We start from the raw sequence: 19,918 nt of genomic DNA, 5'->3' as shown, positions 1-19,918 counted from the left end.
ACAGTTTTTTCACTGTTCCGGGAAAGCAATAATATAAGCATCCGGGTCGGTAACATAAAATTCCTTTCCATAAGGCATGTGCCGCAATGGCTGAATAATGATGCCAGCAGATCTGCCGGAGATTTCGTCATACATGTCTTCAATTCCATCAACAGAAAAAACAATATCCAGGTCTTCGTTGTTTCTTTTGCTTTGCCGTTCTTCAGAAAAAGGATTGCCGGTTTTAAGGTGGATGGAAAAGTAATATAAGAACCGCAAGCTAACTTTTGAGATAGCGGATCTAACGGGTAACTTACCGATAAAAGATGTTATGGACTTTTATTAACCATAAATAAAATTGGGTATTTAACTGTCTATTACCGAATGAATCCGATTAAAAATGAACTACAACATCTCATTCTCAGAAATGGAGAAGCTGGCAAAACAAGCACTCTCAAAAAAACACAAAACTTCCTTAGAGGATATGCGAAAGCAGGCTTCGGATTTAAAGAACCGGAGTAACTCAAAGCTGAAGAAGAAACAAGCCTGATAGAATTTGCTGTTCAAGAAAATCTTATTTATGAAGGCGAGGTTTAGGGGGACAACTTCATAAGTGCAGGCACCGAACAAAGGGTGTATTCACTGGATGGCTACCATGTAATAAAACTGAACGACAGTATATTTTATGCGTTTTGGCTGGACTATTTTAACAGTCTCATTATTCATAATTACTTTTTCCCATCAACACGGTACGATTTTCTTGGTTTCAAAGCAATCAACGGCAAACTCTTTGCCGTAGTGAAACAAGTTTTCATTACCGCCACGGAAGCAACGGATTTGCAACATGTAAAGAAGTTTTTGGCATTTAATCATTTTGCACACAAACGAAACAACGATTACTACAATGAGGACTTAGGAATAATTTCAGAAGACCTCCACGACGAAAACGTATTATCAAACAATGGCGTTTTGTTTTTCATAGATACAGTGTTTTACCTGACAAAAGATTTTTATTCTAATAGTTGAGTTTCATCCTAAAATTCACATCTCGCCTGCCAAAAACGTAGTTGCAGGCATGGGTAGAATACTGGACTCTATACACAATCCCCTACCCGGGTCAGAAAAGCCGCATAGAGAACAGAACGTACAAGTGAGTGACACAACGAAGCTTCATAGCAGCACTTCACCCTGGTACATGAAATTGATTTTATGTTGCCGCCGCAGGCGGAAATGGCAAACTGGCGCCAGCGCTTATCTTTGCCGCATGCATTACGTATCAGCAGAAGGATTAACCAAGAGTTACGGCATTACCGCTTTATTCAGGAATATTTCTTTTAACATTAACGAGGGCGATAAAATAGCATTGATTGCCCGCAATGGCGTGGGCAAAAGCACATTGCTGCGCATACTGACGGGCAGGGAAACGCCGGACGAAGGAAAACTCTGGATTAACAAGGATGTAACCGTGGCGCTTTTTGAACAAGACCCGCGTTTTGATGAAAGCAAAACCGTACTGGAAAATATTTTCTCCTCCTCTCACCCCGTTATGCAGGCCATACAGGCTTACGAGGCCGCCGAAGAAAGCGGCGACGGCATTGCGTTGGCCGCTGCCATTACACGCATGGATGAACTGGGCGCCTGGAACTTTGAGGCCAAAGTAAAACAGGTATTGGGCAAGCTGAACATTCACCATTTACAAAATATCATAAATACGTTAAGCGGGGGCCAGCGCAAACGTGTGGCTTTGGCCAAAACATTAATTGATATTGGCTTTGATCACAAGCATACCCTGCTGATGATGGACGAACCTACCAACCACCTGGATGTGGAAATGATTGAGTGGATGGAGCATTACCTTAACCAGGAAAACGTTACCCTTTTACTGGTAACGCACGACCGCTATTTTCTGGATGCGGTTTGCGATGAGATATGGGAACTGGAACGGGAGAACATGTTTGTTTACAAGGGCGATTACGAAAATTACATGGAGAAAAAAGCAGCCCGTATTGAAAATAGCCTGGCCAGTATTGACAAAGCAAAAAACGAATACCGCAAGGAGCTGGAATGGATGCGCAAGCAACCGAAGGCAAGAACTACCAAGAGCAAGTCGAGGCAAGACAATTTTTATGAAGTGGAAGCCAAAGCCAAACAAAAAATTGAAGATGCCCAACTGCAACTGCAGGTTAAAATGAACCGCCTTGGCGGCAAAGTGGCAGAGATGAAAAAGGTGTACAAAAGCTATGGCGAAAAGCCTATTTTAAAAGGTTTTGACTACACGTTTAACAAGGGCGAACGTGCCGGCATAATCGGCAAAAACGGGGTTGGCAAAAGTACTTTTTTAAACATACTGCAGGGCATTGAAAATGCAGACAGCGGTAAGGTAAACATTGGCGATACGGTGGTGTTCGGCTATTTCTCCCAGCAGGGGCTGGAAATAAAAGACAACATGCGTGTAATTGAATATGTAAAAACCTTTGCAGAAAGTTTTCCGCTGGCAAAGGGCGGCAGCCTTAGTGCCTCGCAGTTTTTAGAGCTCTTCCTTTTCCCCGGGGAAAAGCAGTACACCTATCTTACTTCGCTAAGTGGTGGCGAAAAAAAGAGGCTGCAATTGCTTACCATACTTTTTCGCAACCCCAACTTTTTAATACTGGATGAGCCTACCAACGACCTTGACCTGCCCACGCTGGCTGTGCTCGAAAACTTTTTAAGCGAATACCAGGGTTGTGTATTAATAGTTTCTCACGACCGCTATTTTATGGACCGCCTGGTTGACCACCTTTTTGTTTTTGAAGGCGAAGGAACCGTAAGGGACTTTCCGGGTAACTACACACAGTACCGGATATGGCAAAAAGACGAAGAAAGCAAAAAGCAAACAGAAGAAATTAAGGTAGCCACAAAGCCGGTGCAGGATAATGCTGGGCCTGCCGCCGCGGCAAAAAAGAAACTTTCTTTTAAAGAAAAACGTGAGTTTGAGCAACTGGAAAAAGAGATTCCCGCATTGGAAGAAGAAAAGAAATTGATTGCCGAAAAAATGAGCGGCAGCATTGGCTATGATGAAATGACAAAGCTGAGCGAACGCATTACGGCCATAACTACAGAACTGGAAGATAAAGAAATGCGCTGGCTGGAGTTGAGCGAAATGGCATAAGCCATTAGGAATTTTTATGGGCCCGGCAGCAGGATTACCATGAGGCTTTACTTGCGTCGCACTCTTGTACGCTTTGTCCGCTATGCGGCTTTTCCCGCAGGATAGTTTTGTTGCCGCATCTATGAGACTTTGAAGATCGGCCGGAAACAAAAGGCGCCCCTTCAAGCCACTAACCTGGCTTTGATAATCGCCGCAAGCCACCAAACCTGCAACCGGCGGCCCTTTACTTCTCCCTAAACTGCCTGGGCGATACACCGGCGTATTTGCTGAAGAACCTGGAAAAATAAGCGGGGTCTTCAAAATTTAGCCGGTAAGCAATTTCAGAAACGCTGTAATCTGTATGCTTCAGGTATTTTTCAGCTTCCAGTATCAGGAAATCGTGTATTACATGCAGGGCCGATTTACCCACGGTAGATTGGCAAATGCGGTTAAGGTGTACGCTGGTAATGTTCAACTCCTGTGCATATTGTTTTACCGGCTTCATAGGGGTGTAAGATTGCTTTACCATTTTCTGAAAGCTGGCAAAATATCGTATCTCCCTTTTTTCCGGCAAAGCAATTTTTTCTGATGTACCGCTATTGCTGATAAGGCGGTAAACCAGCCCAAGCAACAGGTTAAAATAGCCGTGCAGCACAAGTTTTTTCTCAGGCAGTTCTTCTTTCATTTCCCGGCAAAGGCTGTTGACAAAATGAATGATTGCCATAAAAGAGGGCATGTCCTGCAGTTCAGATACAACACGGGTTACGTTCAGTTCCAGCAAAGCCTGTGGCGAGTTACTGAAAAAATTTTCCAGCACGGAGGTAGAAAGCGTAAGCACTTTCCCTTTCAGCCCGGCAAACTCGTGCATGCCATGCACCGTATTTTCAGGAATGGTTATAATGGCAGGGCTCACCACCAAACGTTTTTCGCCTTCTACCACCAGTTCCAGCTTACCTTCTTCAATTAAAAAAACCTGGAAAAGTGTGGTATGTATATGCTCTTTTACAATACCGTCCCGGTCGTCGGAGTAGGCGCCCATTGGCTCGCAATGCATAAAATCGGGCAGCAAAAAATCCTGTCTTCCATACAGGCCATAGCGCAGGGGTTTGCTTTTCAGGGAAGTCATAAGCAGGTGTTTTGGCAAGCGTTGTCGTGTTTATAAATGGTTATAGTGTGGGCCTGAAAATATGGTGACTATCATATCCAGTGCCGGGTATTTTTCTCAGAATGTTTCAATTGTCCAAAGAATATTCCGAATATCCAAATGTAGAAAAAAAATCAAATTTAATTTTAGTTTAACAAACAGGGGATGGTACCCAACAGAAGAAATGTATAAAAAAAGTTGATTTTCAGAGCCAAACGCCTTATTTAACTTCTTCGGAAACCTGGAAAAAACTTTACATACAAAATGCCAAACCCGGTTTGCAGAATGATTGCTTAATGCTAAAACACAAATAATTAATAGTCACATAAGAAAATCAGGTCAAATGCTCTAAATGGCCAGCCACCTGCCCAGGCAGTTATTGGTTTGCCAAGACCTGTTGCTTATAAACAAAACAGTTTACCGCCACATTTAAAGTTTAAAGATTGCAATTGCTGAGCTGCACTGTAAATGCGGGAGCCTGTATCTGATTTTCTCCAAACCTGTAGCTTAAAAGAATTGTGTGCACAACAAGGCAGTAATGCTGCTGTTGCTATGTATTACATAGCAAAATACTTGTCGCACTTACAAAGAAAAAAGTGGGTGTAAAGCTGCCTTAAAACCAAAAAATGCAAAAAACATAGCCTCCCCACGGAGGGTTCAAATAGCTATTTTTTTATAACCAATTCCAACTGCGTTGTTGTATGAAGCAAAAATTTCTAACCCGCAAGGCGAAGCTATTACCCCTTATGCTTGCTTGCCTCATGTTAAGTACTGTTGCCCTGGCGCAAAAGAAAATAACCGGAAAGGTTACACATGCGTCTGACAACCAACCCATACCAGGGGCTACTATTACTGCCCTCGGTACCAAGATAGCCACTGTTGCCGAAGCAGATGGCTCATTTTCCATTACTGTTCCACCCGATGTAAAGTCACTTGTGGTTTCATTCATCGGCTTTGAAGAAGTGGTAGTGGATGTAACCAATACTACTTCAGTAACGGTAGCTATGAAAGAAAGGGCCGGCGGCCTTAGCGAAGTAGTGATCACAGGCTACTCTTCCCAGCGCAAAAAAGACATCATTGGCGCTGTAGCGGTAGTAGATGTGGCCGAATTAAAATCTACGCCTGCCGCCAACCTCGGTGCCCAGTTGCAGGGCCGTGCTACCGGCGTTACGGTAAGCGGCAGTGGCGCCCCGGGCTCTCCTGCCGTGGTGCGTATCCGTGGTTTTCAATCAGGCGGCAGTAACGAGCCGTTGTATGTAATTGATGGGGTGCCTACTTCCGACCCGTCTAATGTTAACCCCCAGGATGTGGCTTCCATGCAGATATTGAAGGATGGTACTTCATCTGCTATCTATGGTACACGTGCCGCCAATGGCGTGGTAATCATTACCACCAAACAGGGCAGGGCAGGCAGAACGGAAGTAAATTATGAAGGTTATGTTGGCGTACAGTCTGTTACCAATAACATGATACCCAAAATGTTGGATAACCAGGAGTACGTTCAGTACCTTAACAGGAGCGGCGCAGGCAGCCATCCTGTTTTTGGTGCTCCCGGCAGTTTTAGTGTACCGGATTACATTGTGGTCAGCAGCGATTTTAAAGGCGGTGTTTCTGCCAGTGACCCCAGGGCAAACCCCGATTTATACTCGTTAAGCCCGCTGTACCAGATTTTAAAAACCAGTCCATCAGGTACCGATTGGTTTAAAGAAATATTGCAGAAAGGGTTGATGCAAAGCCACCAGGTGACTGCGTCCGGCGGTAATGAAAGGGCCACCTACTCCCTGGGTATGAACTATTTTGACCAGCAGGGTACCATTGTAAAAACCAATTTCAGGCGTTACCTGGTACGTTTCAATACGTCTTTTAAACCTACCCCATGGCTTCGTTTAGGAGAAAACGCACAGCTTAGCTACCAAACAAGGCTTGGCGGCGAACAAAGGGGCGAAGGCGGCGCATGGTCTTGGGCTTACCGCATGGTGCCTTACATTCCGGTTTATGATATTAAGGGTGGTTTTGGCGGTAACGGTGTTGGCCAGTCGGGCAACGGTTCTAACCCGGTTGCTAACCTTATAAGGGACCAGGATGATAAGAATATTACCACCCGCCTGTTTGGTAACGTATTTGCGGAACTGCAGCCGGTAAAATGGGCCACATTAAAGACTTCTTTTGGTGCAGACATCTTTGACAACTTTGGCAAAGACATATCAAGGAAAACTTATGAAAGGTCAGAAAACCAGGGCACTACCCAATTAACGGAAAGGACTATCAATGGTATTGACTGGACCTGGACCAACACACTTACTTTTCAAAAAACCATAGCCGACGACCATGATATTAAGTTGCTGCTTGGTACCGAAGCCATCAGAAGATATTACAAAGAAATAACCGCATTTGGCCAGAATTTCGATTTGGATAATGCTGACTTTATCTCCCTCAGTAATGCAGGCACTGCCGCTGGCGACAGGAATGTTAGCCAGGTAAGGGAAGATGTAGTAACTATTTTTTCCCAGTTCGGGCGTTTGGATTACTCTTTCAGAAGCAAATACCTGCTTAATGCAACTTTAAGAAGGGATGAAGCTTCTGTATTCGGCATTGCCAACAGGGCCGGCTATTTTCCCTCCGTTGGTTTCGGCTGGAGGTTATCAGAAGAAACTTTCATGAAATCCATAAGCTGGATTACCGACTTTAAAATAAGGGGCGGTTATGGCCAGGTAGGAAATATATCCAACAACGGCGCCTTTAATCCTTACTCAACTTTCCGCACAGGCCCCGGTTTTGGCAACTACGACCTTAATGGAACAAACACATCGGCCCTGCTGGGTTACCGGCAAGGCACCCTGGGCAATGACTCCACAAAATGGGAAACCACCGTTTCCAAGAATATCGGTTTCGACCTTACCATACTCAACGGTAAATGGGCATTCGATTTCAACGTTTACCAGAACGATACCAAGGACCTGTTGATACCCCGTAACAGGATTAACACAGAACCTACTGTAACACAGCCAAACGAAAACATAGGCACGATGCGCAATACAGGTATTGAGTTCTCTGTAACCAACAGGGGCAATATTACCGGCGATCTTTCTTACGATGTACAGGTAAACTTCTCCCGCTATAAAAACGAGGTAGTGAAGCTTAACGATGCGGGCAATCCCTTTTACTACGGGCTTGACAGGTTCTCCAACGCCATTAAAATTGACAAAGGCTTACCTATTTCAACCTACTGGGGTTACCAGGTAATTGGCTTTTACAATACAGAAGATGATGTAGCGAAAGGCACAAAATTAGCAGGACAGTCTGCCAAAGTGGGTACCTGGCGTTATCTTGACAGGAACGGGGATGGTAACATCAATGCGGACGATGCAGGTGTTATCGGCAACCCGCACCCCAAATTTCAAATGGGCTTTAACATAGGGCTTAACTACAAGCTATTCGATTTCAGTGCCTTCTTCTACTGGAACTATGGCAACGATATCTACAACTATACCAAGTGGTACACCGACATGCGGGGTTTTGTGGGCGGTGTTAGCGACAGGGTTTTGTACGACTCCTGGACCAGCAGCAACACCAACGCCAAACTGCCTTTGCTGCAGGAAGGTTTTAACGTCCCCGGTGGCTTTGTAACAAACGAATCCAACTCATACTATGTTGAAAAGGGTTCTTATTTCCGGGCCAGGAACCTCCAGTTGGGCTACACCATACCGGCCAACGTTATGAACAAAATAAAGTTGCAAAAGGCCAGGCTTTACATACAGGCACAAAACCTGTTTACCATTACCAATTATACCGGGGCCGACCCAGACCTTAACGTACAGCGTGCCCAGCGTAATGCAGGCAGCGCAGGGGATTATGTTTTAGGTGTTGACCAAAGCGGCTTCCCTAACCCCAAACAATTTTTATTTGGCCTTAATGTTACTTTCTGATTTTTAAAAAGCTATGATTATGAAACTTAAAAATATAATTTACCTGTTGTTGTGCATTGCCGCGGTATCCGTTGTTGCTGCATGCAAGGAGTTTCTTAACCCGCCTTTAAGGGGTGTTTACGACCTAAGCCAGCTTACCAACAAAAAAGGCGTTAATGGCCTGCTGGTTAATGCCTATGCCACGCTGGATGGCCGCGAAGGCGCCATATCCGAAGGCGCCAGCAACTGGGAGTGGGGCAGCATGGCTGGTGGCGATGCTTACAAGGGCACAGAGTTTACTGACCGTGTGGATGATAACCCCGTTATGCGTTTTGAACTTACGCCTGCCAATGTGTTGGTTTTGGCCAAATGGGATGGTACTTACGATGGCATTGGCCAGGCCAATAATGTATTGAAAGTGCTGGCAAATGTTACAGACATGACCGACGCTGAAAAAATACAGGTGGAAGCCGAGGCAAGGTTCATAAGGGCTCACCACCATTTTGAAGCCAAAAAAATGTGGAACAACGTGCCGTTTATTGATGAGAACACCACTGACCATAAAGGTGGCACCAACACAGAAGATATATGGCCTAAAATTGAAGCTGACTTTAAATTCGCTTACGATAACCTGGATGAAACAAAACAATACCGGGGCAGTGCAAACAAATGGGCTGCCGCCTCCTTCCTGGCAAAAGCTTATATGTTTCAAAAAAAATATGCAGATGCCAAAGCCTTGTTTACTACCATCATAGCCAGCGGTAAAAACTCCCAGGGCGTTAAATATGCCTTAACTGATAACTATCACGACAACTTCAGGGTAAATAAAGAGAATAATTCAGAAACCATATTTGCCATACAGTCTTCTTACGGCGATGGCTCCACCACCAATGCCAACTACGATAACATTCTTAACTATCCTCATGGCGGGGGCAGCAAACCCGGTGGTTGCTGTGGTTTCTTCCAGCCTTCGCAAAACATGGTCAATTCTTTTAAAACAGATGCAACCGGCCTGCCGATGCCCGATACATACAATGCCGCCAATGTTACATCGGATGAAGCCTTCCTTTCCAACGACGCTTCTTTTGTGATGTACACCGGTAATCTTGACCCGCGGCTTGACTGGACAGTAGGCAGAAGGGGTGTTCCTTATTTCGACTGGGGTAACCATCCCGGCAGGGACTGGATCCGCGATGTTACTTACGGCGGTCCCTACAGCCCCAAGAAAAATACTTATTACAAGGCCGATGAAGGCAGCACTGCCGGCAAGGTTGGCTGGGGCTACAGCTCCAACGCCTTAAATTACACCATTATGCGCTACGCGGATGTACTGCTGATGGCGGCCGAAGCCGAAATTGAAACCAACAACCTGGAAATGGCCAGAACTTACATTAACATGGTGAGGGAACGTGCCGGCAAGTACGCCCCATCCAATGCAGGTCCTTATTTTGATGCCGCTTCCGCTGCTTCTTATGCCACGTACAAAGTAGGTTTATATACAACCGCATTTGCCAGCCAGGATGCAGCCCGCAAAGCCGTTAGGTTCGAAAGAAAGCTGGAACTGGGTATGGAAGGCATACGCTTTTTCGACCTGGTGCGCTGGGGCATTGCGGCTACAGAAATAAACGCCTACCTTACTGTAGAAGCAGTAAGGCGGCCAACTACACTTAAAGATGCAAAATTTACCGCGGGCAAGCACGAATATTACCCCATTCCTTCCGCGGTAATCACCAACATTCCCGGTATAGAGCAAAACCCGGGTTACTGATATAATAAGCAGAATAAGCAGGTTTCATGAGAAAACAAATAAGGCGTTTGTGGCTATCAACCCAAACGCCTTATCTTATGCCTGCAAATGCAGGCATAAGCAGAAGAATGATTATGGGCCCGGCAGTATTACTGCTATGAGGCATCGTTGCGTCGCACTCTTGTACGCTTTGCCCGTTATGCAGCATGGTGCAGCAGCATAACGGTTAGCAAACCCTTTATAAGCTTATCCTTTCCCTATCGGCGGGCATTGCAGAACAAACACATACCAGAGCGGGTCAATACTGTCAGTATGCATAGATTATAACAACCGGAAAAGTGTTGGAAAAGAAACAATGAGAAACACAGAATAGCAAGCACCCGGCCTGCCGGCAAACAAAGTATAGCTACTAAACTATCAGGTAAAAATAGCTGATGCCACAACTTATCCGCCTGGGCTGTTGCCCGGAAGAAATACCATCGGCGAAGGGCAGCCGGATGGAAGCGGAAACCCCGCTGAAGGCTTTGTGCGAAAGCTGTTGCGGCGGAGTTGCAGCGGACAGCCGGAACAAAAGCACAGAAATATTCCTACAACTGACGGCCCCAAATAAATCAATTAAAAAAATTGACTAACCAATAAGAAAATATGATGAAAAAAGTTGCCACACTCCTGCTGCTTGTATTTGCCACTCAACTTTTTGTGCAAGCCCAGCTATTAACCGGCGAAACAACCGCCGTTACGGAAACTAATTCGGGTAAGTTAAGAGGCTACATTAATAACGGCATATTTACCTATAAGGGTATACCTTACGCACAGGCTAATCGTTTTGAAGCACCTCAAAAACCAGCAGCCTGGCAGGATGTGCGCAGCTCTATGACGTATGGACCAGTGGCCCCTTTGATTGACCCAACTACCGCTGTACAAGACGAAAGTGAATTTGTTTTTAATCATAACTGGGGCTATACCAACGAAAACTGCCTGGTATTAAATGTGTGGACGCCCGGTATTAACGATGGCAAAAAGAGACCGGTAATGTTTTGGATACATGGCGGCGGTTTTACTGCGGGCTCATCGCAGGAGCTTCCTTCTTACGACGGCGAAAACCTGGCTAAAAAAGGAGATGTGGTAGTGGTTTCCATCAACCACCGGCTTAACATACTGGGCTTTCTTGACTTATCCGCCTATGGCGATAAATACAAACATTCCGCCAACAACAGCATGCTGGATATTAAAGCAGCGCTGGAATGGGTACGGGACAACATAGCCAGTTTTGGCGGTGATGCAGGTAATGTTACCATTTTCGGGCAATCGGGCGGTGGCGCGAAAGTAAACACGCTCATGGCCATGCCCTCGGCAAAAGGGCTGTTTCACAAAGCCATCAACCAGAGCGGATCGTTCAGGGGCGCCATGCTGGATAAAACCACTACACAATCTATCAGCGCCGAAGTATTAAAGCAGCTTAACCTGCAGCCAGACCAGGCTGACAGCCTGCAGAAGGTACCCTTTGCGCAGTTGAGCCAGGCCGGTAAAAAGGCACTGGCTGTGGTAGCAGAAAAATTAAAGGCCGAAGGCAAACCAATTCCTGGCTTTGGATTAAGCTGGGGCCCCAGTGTGGATGGAGAAGACCTGCCTTACCAGCTATTTTCAAAAGAAGCTTTTGAATTGTCTAAAAACATACCGCTGCTTATAGGCACGGTTAAGAATGAGTTTATGCCATCGCTGGGCGCAGGCCTAAGCAATGCGCCTCTGAAAAAGATAAATGAGTTTATTACCAACCGCTACAAGGATAAAGCCAACGCGTATATAGCAGCCGTAAAAAAAGCTTATCCCAACGATACCAAGCCCAGCGACCTGCTGGATGTAGATGTGCTCTTCAGGCCGGGCGCCGTATACCAGGCCAATGAAAAATCATCCATTAGCGGTGGTGCACCGGTGTACATGTACCTGTTTACCTGGCAATCGCCGGTGCTGGATGGAAAGTACAAAGCGATGCACTGCATGGAGCTGGGTTTTGCCTTCAATAATATTCACCGTTGTGCAGAAATGACGGGCGGTACCAAAGAAGCTTATGCCCTTGCTGATAAAGTAAGCAGCGCATGGATAAACTTTGCCAAAAAAGGTAACCCCAACAACAGCGGTTTGCCTGAATGGCCTGCCTACAACAGCGGCAACACTGCCACCATGCATTTTGACAATACCTGCGCTGTTAAACCTCAATTAGACAAGGAATTGTTTGAGTTGGTTGCGCCAAGATAAACAAGCAAACTTTACCCGTTACAGATAGCCAATATAAACCGTATCCATTTACAGCAATGGTGGCCTAATTAGATTAGATTTGAAATTGCAGAGGATATATACAGCAGTATGGGTAAGTTAAAGCTTGTTATCATGGTTATAATTGTTGCCCTGGCAGCATCTGGCATTGTTATCTCCTGCGGGGATTATCCCAGGAACCAGTCTCACCCGGAAATTTCCAATGCCAGCATACGCAAAGGGGCGCAACTGGCAGCCCAATATTGCCAAAGCTGCCATTTGCTGCCCAGTCCGGCACTGCTGGATACAAAGACATGGGAAGACGGCGTATTGCCCGCTATGGGCCCCTTCCTCGGCATTTTCAGGCACCTTTACCATAAGTATCCCAGCGGCAAAAACGATCCCAACCTGGATGCTGGTTTTTATCCTTCGCAACCGGCGCTAAAACCGGAGGATTGGCAGCATATTATCAACTACTATATTGCCACCTCGCCTGATAGCCTGGCGCTGCCCGGCCGTGAAACAATTACAGAGAGCGTTCCAGGTTTTACCGCTACAGCTTCTACGTTACAGGTAGCCAGCCCTACCAGCTCTTACATTAAAATTGACACGGCTACCCACCAACTGCTGCTGGCCGATTTATTTAAACAGCGCCTGTACAGGTTTAACAGCAACCTGCAACTGATGGACTCGGTAACCACAGGAAGTGCTATTGTAGATGCGGAACCGGGTAAAAAAAGCATGCTCTTGTGCAACATCGGCGAATTAAACCCCAATAATAAAAAACTGGGTACAGCAGGTTACCTGGCAATTACACCCGGCAGCAGGCTTACAGCAGATACCACTACTTTTCTGCGCGGCCTGGCAAGGCCGGTACAGGTAACCGCAGCGGACTTTAACCACGACAGCATTGCAGATTACCTGGTTTGCGAATTTGGCTTTTTGCAGGGCAGCCTATCTATATACAATGGCAAAGCCGGCAATACCTTTACCAAACAGGTATTACGGCCGTTCCCCGGCGCCACCAAAGCCTACCTGCAGGATTACAATAATGATGGGTTAACGGATATATGGACCTTATTCGGGCAGGGCGACGAAGGGATTTTTCTTTTTACCAACAAAGGTAATGGCGCTTTTGAACAAAGGCAGGTGCTGCGGTTTCCACCTTCGTACGGCTCTACCTTTTTTGAGATGGTTGACTTTAATAAAGACGGTTACCAGGATATTGTTTATACCTGCGGCGACAATGCAGATTACTCCCAGGTATTCAAGCCCTACCACGGTATTTATGTGTTTCTGAATGACGGCAACAACAACTTCAGCCAGCATTATTTTCATCACATGAATGGCTGCTACAAGGCGCTGGCAAGGGATTACGATAATGATGGCGATATGGATATTGCCGCCATCTCTTTTTTTGCCGATTACTCCCGCCAGCCGGATGAAGGCTTTTTATACCTGCAAAACACGGGCGGCAACAACTTTAAGCCGTTTACTTTACCCACCGGACACACAGGCCGGTGGCTTACCCTTGATGCCGGTGACCTTGACGGCGATGGGAAAACTGACCTTGCATTGGGCAACTTTACTTATGGCCCGGTCATGTTCCCCACAACCGTGGATTGGACAAAAGGCGCCAGTTTTGTTTTTCTTAAGAATGTAGGTAATCAGTAAGCAGCGCAGCGCTACTAAGGCGAGTGGGTAGTGGTCAATGGTAAGTGGGAGGCACATCGTACCTCCCACATCTAAAAGTTTACAAAATTGCACTAAGCTTTCTATTGCAGGTTATCTAAACCCAAGCAATTCCACATCAAAAATAAGGGTACTGTTAGGGCCAATTTGTGCACTTACCTGCCTGTCTCCGTAACCCAGTTGGGGCGGTATAAAAAACCTGAACTTGCTGCCTACGGGCATCAGTTGCAGGCCTTCCGTCCAACCCTTGATAACCATGTTTAAAGGAAAGGAAGCAGGTTGGCCGCGTTGCACGGAACTGTCGAAAACGGTGCCATCAATAAGTGTACCGTGGTAGTGGCAGGTAACAGTATGCGTAGGCCAGGGTTTTTCACCTTCACCCAGGGTAAGCACTTTGTATTGCAGTCCGCTGGGCAGTTCTGTAACGCCTTCTTCATTTTTATTGGCAGAAAGAAAATCATTTCCGGCTTTAAGGTTAGCCGCGGATTTTTCAGACCGCAACTCAGCTAATTTATCAGCTACACTCATATTATTAAATTTTGGCGAAGATAGCTATTGGCCGGTTGTTTCGTGAATGTTGAGTAGTGAGTGGTGAATGGGGAGTGGGGAGTGGTTAATGTCCTTCTATCTCAACATCGTACATCCCACATCGTACATCTTACATATTTAAGTACTTCGTACTTCAAACTTCGTACTTGGGGGTGTCCCCAAGCTGCGCAAGGGGCCGGGCAGAACTTCGTTCGCAACCTTCGTCAAAGCAACATTTAGTTGCTTTTCCTCGGTTGTGCTCATACTCCGGCACAAAAGCCCTGCTGCGATGGCCTCACCGGGGTAACCGCTTCAATCCCTCACCCGAAAGCCGGCAACCCAACGTCATTAAGTTAAAAAGAAAGACTTTGTTCTCTGCGCCGTAGGCGCTGCATGTTTGTAGAAATAGCATACAACAAGGGAATTATGCCGCATAGCGGCTACCCTTAAGCGACGATTGGGTAGCCACTACGTGGCATCCGTTCATTTAAATGATTTTGTTTCTACAAACAGGAAAGGAAACGAATGTCAGGTTGAACTTGTCGAAACCGGGGTTATGCAAGCCGCTTTTTCACCAATCCGCCTTCGATTCCGAAGTTTCGGAACTCAGGCTGACAGCTTAACTTAATGACATTGGCCGGCAGCCGGTTAACAGTTGCAAGTTGCCGGATGCAAGTCTGTTGATTGGGCAAGTTGATGAGCTTACATTGAGATGATAAGGTGCAAGGGCCATGCAGCGGCGGGGACGCAAACATTCAACTTTGAACAAGCGAACATTAAACAATCAAAGCCCCGTCGGGGCGGCATATTGGTATATTCGATAAGATGCGATTTACAATGAGCGCCGCAGGTGCGGTATGTTAAGCGGCATATTGCTTAACCGCATGATGGATGGCAATAAAACTTTGGCTAAAGCCATGTCTCCCGCAGCCATTAACCCAAGCCTTAAGGCTTGGGTTAATGAAAAAGGAGCGGCCCGGCTTTAGCCAAAGCTTAAAAAGTTTAATGGCGCCCCCGGGGGCAAAAACTTCTGCCAGGGCCTGAAAAGCCGCCCAATGAACGGAACGTACACGCTGTTGCGACGCAACAGGCGATGCCATGAAATACCGCAGCCGGGTTCAAAAAAAAGGGGCTGTCTAAAAAGTATTGAGCAGCCTCTTTGTATTCGGATACCTGACAGAGTCAGTTTTCGTTTATGCAATTTTCAAAGCCTTCATTTTACTTTTGAGACAGCCTCTAACGCTTATCCCATTAACTATTAACAGCAAAGCCGGCATTTTACACTGCTCCTACTCCGCTTTTACCAGCTTTATGGTTTGTACTTTTCCGTTGATATTAATAACCTGCACAAAGTATAACCCTTTGGCCAAACCTTGTGTGTTAAGCCGGTAAGTAGCTGCTGCGATATTGCTGCCGTTTATTAAGCGCAGTATCCTGCCCTGCGCATCCAGCAGTTTAATGCTGCTTAACGCCGCACTGCTTTGCAGGGTTACAGCTTCGCTGCTGTGTACAGGGTTGGGGGTTAAACTTACTTTCCACGGGCCCGCAAAGTCCAGCTTTTTAACTGCACTGTAAACTATAATACCCTCATTGTTCATCAGCAGGCGGTAGTAGTTTGTACCTGGCTGTGGTTGGTTATCTGTAAAGTTGTAACTGTTGTTGCCAGTGCCAGCTTTGGCCGGCAGCCTGGTGATGGTTTGCCAGTTCCGGCTGTCAATGCTGCGCTGCAGTTCAAAATGTTCTTTGCCGGTTTCTTCGGCTGTAACCCATTGCAGCAGGGCTTTACCGTTTTGCCGGCTTGCTTCAAAGCTTACCAGCTTTACCGCCAGTACACCCAGCCCCCAGCTTACGGTATAGCTGGCGGGATCGCTCTGTACCCCGGCAGCATCGCGTACAGCATAGTTAAAACTGAAGCCACTGTTGCCGCTCTGGTTAAACGTAATGGTTAACAATGCCGGGTTGTAATTGGCTATCGTAACAGGGCCGGTTATCTGTACACCGTTGTAGGAAAGTATATTCCCATCCATAATACCCAAACCAATTACAACAAATGTGCTTGTTATGCCCAGGGCGCCATCTTCAGTATCTTCTGCATACAGCGACTGCATATTGCGGTAAGTGCCATCTAATGCATAAGTTCCACCGCGGGTGGGCACAGGGTTAATAAAGTAATTGAACATGGTTGCCTGTGGCTTAATATTAAGGCCGAAAGCTGTATTGATTATAGAGGTACTACCCAGGTTAACGGCAATAAGGCCATTGGCTGAACCATCCCCCGTTGTGCCATCTGTTCCATCGGCGGTATAAGCCCAACCCGCCGGCAGGCTGGCAGTAGCGCCCGTTGTGGTGCCGGGCACCCCCTGAACCGTACTGATAACCAGGTTATAACTGGTATTGCCCTCCACGCCGTTTGCACTGCCCAATGAATAAGAACCATTAGCCGCTACAGCTACACTGCCCACAACATTGCCTGTTACCGGGTCCACCAGGTTGGCATACAACTGTTCATTGCTTGGCGTACCTATGCCTGCACCATCAATGCTCCCGCCGTCAAAGTCGTGACGTACCGTACCGCTGATAACCAATCCATCCAGGTTAAGGGTAGCGGTACCGGTGTTACTGCTTTCCTGCCCGGCTTCATCAACCGCCTTAAAAGAAATGCTGATGCTGCTGGTACCGGTAGCGGTGGGGTCAACAGAAATGGTTTGGGCAGGATTGCCGCTGGCATCGGCAGGTATGGTAACACCATTAACCGGGAAGGTAGCACTTGTGTAGCTGGTACCGTTGATAACCATACTGGTTACGTTAGCAGGGAAGGATGTAATCCTGATAGCTGTTACAGCGCCGGGAGATGGGTCGCTGCTGGCCGTAGTATTGGTAAAAGCACTGGCATTTACTGTTACCTGCACCGTACCTCCCGGGTTAACGGTGGTTTGCGTACCGCTGCCCGCCGTGGGAGGCTCTTCAATACCAAACACCGCTGAAGAAACATTAGCCGATACATTACCAAGGGGCAATACACTATTGGCCGTACCATCGCTACCGGCTCCGGTGGCGTCGTATTCGCCCGTATTTACATAACCTGCCGGTAATGATACTACCGGCAAGGCTGACTGGCCGATTACCGGTGTGGTAGTTGTAAGGAACAAAGTGTATTTATTGCCAGGCGTACCGGCAACAAAAATATACGATCCATCTGCAGCTACGTTGATAACCTGTTCTACCTGCATAAGGGTACTGTCGTACACTACTATTTGTAGCGTACCTCCGGCGTTTGTTCCGGAACCGTTTACGGTATTGTCAGACAGGCCATTGGCATCGTTGTAAACAAAACCTGAAACGGTGTTATAAATAGTCGTATTTGCAGTGCTGCTATTGTTGCCGCTAACAGCATCGTTAATGCCAACAGGTGTTGTAATAGTCGCTGTATTGGCAATGGTTCCACCAGTGCCGGCGGTTCCACTAACAGTCAGGGTAACAGTTGCGCCGCTGGGCAGGGTGGGAATAGCCAGCGTACCTGCCTGCAGCGCGGCGATAGTGGGGCTAACAGGGCAGGCGGCGCCACCGGTTGTGCCAGTGCAGCTAACACTGCCTGCAGTGAAATTTGACACTGCCGGGTCGCTCACAGTGGCTCCATCGGCAGGTCCATTGCCGTTATTGGTAATAACGATGGTATAAGACTGCGGTTGCCCTGCAACTACAGTTGCCGAACCTGTTTTTATTACCTGTAGATCGGAGCAGCCCAGGTTATTCTGGTAGGTAACAGAGCCCCTGATGGCCACCCCCCTCGTAACCGTGCCGGATTGCGGATAAATAGTGCCATCACTGAAGGCGGTGTATTTGCCCTTGTAAGTTCTGCCATACTCCACATCCATAATGGCAGTATTGGTTGCGCCATTATTGATTGGCTGATCAATGAACTTGAGCAGGAAACCACCCTGGTTGCTGCCATTGCCGCTTGTACTTGTATTATTAACGGTACCAATCTGCAGTGTTTTAGATACCACACGGTAGCCTGCTGCCGATGGGTAATTGCCTATGGTAACATCAAATGTACCCACCTGGTCTATGGCGCCGCTTTGCAGGTTAGCAGATACCTGCGCATCCGGACCACCGCCGCTGCTAACTTCCTGCTGCTGGTTATTGGTGGGCCGCCCGTTATAAATAGAGCCCGTTATAAGCACGCCGGAGGCATTAGACGTGGCGGGGAAAATAGAAAAGCTGTTTGAAAAAGCACCGCCTGCTCCCAGCCCCATCCATTGGTGGTCCGTACCGTTGTAAGCGTTAAGGTCTGAGTAAACATAACTGATGGTAAAGCTATTGCCTATACCCGGTACGGCCGAGCCACTTGAAAGGTTATATACCAGGTTGATGGTGCCTCCGTTGGCCGAAATGGTATTGGCAGATACGGTATTACCATTGTTTAAAGTATAGGTGGTTTGAGACCCTGTACAAGCCGCATCCAGGATAGTGGTGGTAAGGGTTGAACTGTTGTTAGAGGGGTTGGCATCCACCAATCCGGCAGGCAGTGAAACAGTAACGGTATTGTTGATAGCGCTGCCGATAGCCCCTGTGGCTGTACCGGTAACAGTAAAGGTTACATCACTACCATTAGGCAGGGAAGGAATGGTAAGTGTTCCTGCCTGAAGTGCTGCAACTGTTACAGTGGCCGGGCATGCGGCTGAACCACTGGAACCGGTGCCGGCAGTGGTACAGGTAATGCTGCTTATGGAAATATTGGCCACCACGGGATCGCTAACCGTAACGTTCGTGACTGCTACCGGCCCGTAGTTAGACACCCTGATGGTATAGCTGACGGCGCCGCCGGAGTTTACTGTAACCGGCCCCATTTTTTGTACGCCCAGGTCAGTGGTTACCACGCTAACCTGGTAGTCTTCTACCTCGCCGGCGGTTTGCGTGCCATATACTCCTGTATTTGCCCCATCTGCAATTGAACGTTCATCTACGGTGGCGGTACTACCATTGTCTGCTAAAGTAGCTGCAGCCAGCCGCAGTCTCATGTAAATTTTATTGCCCGCAGTGGAGGAAGAGGTTTGTGCCGCTGTCCAGCTTAATATAACGCCCGTACCACTTGTTCCGGTTGGTACGTTAACACTTTGATATTCGCCCACTTCAAATCTACCATTGTTATTGAAATCTATCCAGCCATGCAATGTATACTGTGTGCCTGTTGTATTGGTAACTATTACACTTTGGGTGTAAATACCCCCGTCAGGCACGGCAGATGGCGGCGAGGTAAGCCCGTCTTCCTCAATACCATCACCATTGCTGCTATTGTTATCAGCCGGCGAGGTAACGCTGGCAGGAGTGAACTCAGCGTCACCAACAGAACCTATAAGCAGGGTGGCGGAAGGAATATTACGGGCCGGCAATGAGGTTGAAGAACTGTTGAGTTCGTAAGAAGCCGGGGCGTCGCCCATATCATAGCCGGGGTTTACCGTAACCCGGTAATCTTCTACCTCACCTGCGGCTTGTGTGCCGTATAAGCCTGTATTTGCACCATCCGCGATAGAACGTTCGTC

11 protein-coding genes are annotated in these 19,918 nt (G+C 47.2%); 7 read left to right on the top strand and 4 right to left on the bottom strand.

What is annotated here, in order from left to right; all coding sequences use genetic code 11:
• Positions 1 to 9: 9 nt before the first annotated feature.
• On the bottom strand, positions 10 to 258 hold the full coding sequence (locus F0364_RS25340) for a VOC family protein (protein WP_153800623.1): 249 nt from the start codon (positions 256 to 258) through the stop codon (positions 10 to 12).
• Positions 259 to 588: 330 nt separating this feature from the next.
• Between F0364_RS25340 and F0364_RS25335 the strand changes: the two genes are divergently transcribed.
• Positions 589 to 1,005: a putative polyvalent protein kinase domain-containing protein gene (locus tag F0364_RS25335; protein WP_262885418.1), complete on the top strand. Its 417-nt coding sequence runs from the start codon at positions 589 to 591 to the stop codon at positions 1,003 to 1,005.
• A 238-nt stretch (positions 1,006 to 1,243) separates the two neighbouring features.
• A complete protein-coding gene (locus F0364_RS25330; protein WP_153800621.1) occupies positions 1,244 to 3,127 on the top strand; it encodes an ABC-F family ATP-binding cassette domain-containing protein in 1,884 nt (627 codons plus the stop codon).
• Between the two features lie 223 nt (positions 3,128 to 3,350).
• On the opposite strand, the gene F0364_RS25325 is transcribed toward F0364_RS25330, so the two are convergent.
• The gene (locus F0364_RS25325) at positions 3,351 to 4,232 is read right to left on the bottom strand and encodes a helix-turn-helix domain-containing protein (protein ID WP_153800620.1); all 882 of its coding nucleotides are present in this window, start codon (positions 4,230 to 4,232) and stop codon (positions 3,351 to 3,353) included.
• A gap of 779 nt (positions 4,233 to 5,011) precedes the next feature.
• Here F0364_RS25325 and F0364_RS25320 point away from each other — a divergent pair.
• The 5 genes from F0364_RS25320 (at position 5,012) to F0364_RS25300 (ending at position 13,829) form a co-directional block, all read left to right on the top strand.
• Positions 5,012 to 8,176 (top strand): SusC/RagA family TonB-linked outer membrane protein, encoded by a 3,165-nt coding sequence (locus F0364_RS25320; RefSeq protein ID WP_207632879.1) that lies wholly within the window; start codon positions 5,012 to 5,014, stop codon positions 8,174 to 8,176.
• 19 nt (positions 8,177 to 8,195) lie between these two features.
• Positions 8,196 to 9,923 (top strand): RagB/SusD family nutrient uptake outer membrane protein, encoded by a 1,728-nt coding sequence (locus tag F0364_RS25315; RefSeq protein WP_153800618.1) that lies wholly within the window; start codon positions 8,196 to 8,198, stop codon positions 9,921 to 9,923.
• A gap of 413 nt (positions 9,924 to 10,336) precedes the next feature.
• The gene (locus F0364_RS25310; protein WP_153800617.1) at positions 10,337 to 10,534 is read left to right on the top strand and encodes a hypothetical protein; all 198 of its coding nucleotides are present in this window, start codon (positions 10,337 to 10,339) and stop codon (positions 10,532 to 10,534) included.
• Between the two features lie 13 nt (positions 10,535 to 10,547).
• Entirely contained in the window at positions 10,548 to 12,158 is a 1,611-nt protein-coding gene (locus F0364_RS25305; RefSeq protein WP_235921275.1) for a carboxylesterase/lipase family protein, read from the top strand.
• A 132-nt stretch (positions 12,159 to 12,290) separates the two neighbouring features.
• Complete coding sequence (locus F0364_RS25300; protein ID WP_235921269.1) at positions 12,291 to 13,829, top strand: FG-GAP-like repeat-containing protein; 1,539 nt, start codon at positions 12,291 to 12,293, stop codon at positions 13,827 to 13,829.
• Positions 13,830 to 13,940: 111 nt separating this feature from the next.
• Here F0364_RS25300 and bamJ read toward each other — a convergent pair whose 3' ends face one another.
• Complete coding sequence (gene bamJ, locus F0364_RS25295; protein ID WP_153800615.1) at positions 13,941 to 14,375, bottom strand: BamJ family beta-barrel-assembly machinery protein; 435 nt, start codon at positions 14,373 to 14,375, stop codon at positions 13,941 to 13,943.
• A gap of 1,289 nt (positions 14,376 to 15,664) precedes the next feature.
• On the bottom strand, positions 15,665 to 19,918 hold a 4,254-nt coding region (locus F0364_RS25290), incomplete at its 5' end, for a GEVED domain-containing protein (protein WP_153800614.1).

It is taken from the genome of Foetidibacter luteolus, from assembly GCF_009650435.1.
Classification (GTDB): domain Bacteria; phylum Bacteroidota; class Bacteroidia; order Chitinophagales; family Chitinophagaceae; genus Foetidibacter; species Foetidibacter luteolus.
This window is presented reverse-complemented; position numbering and strand designations above follow the sequence as displayed.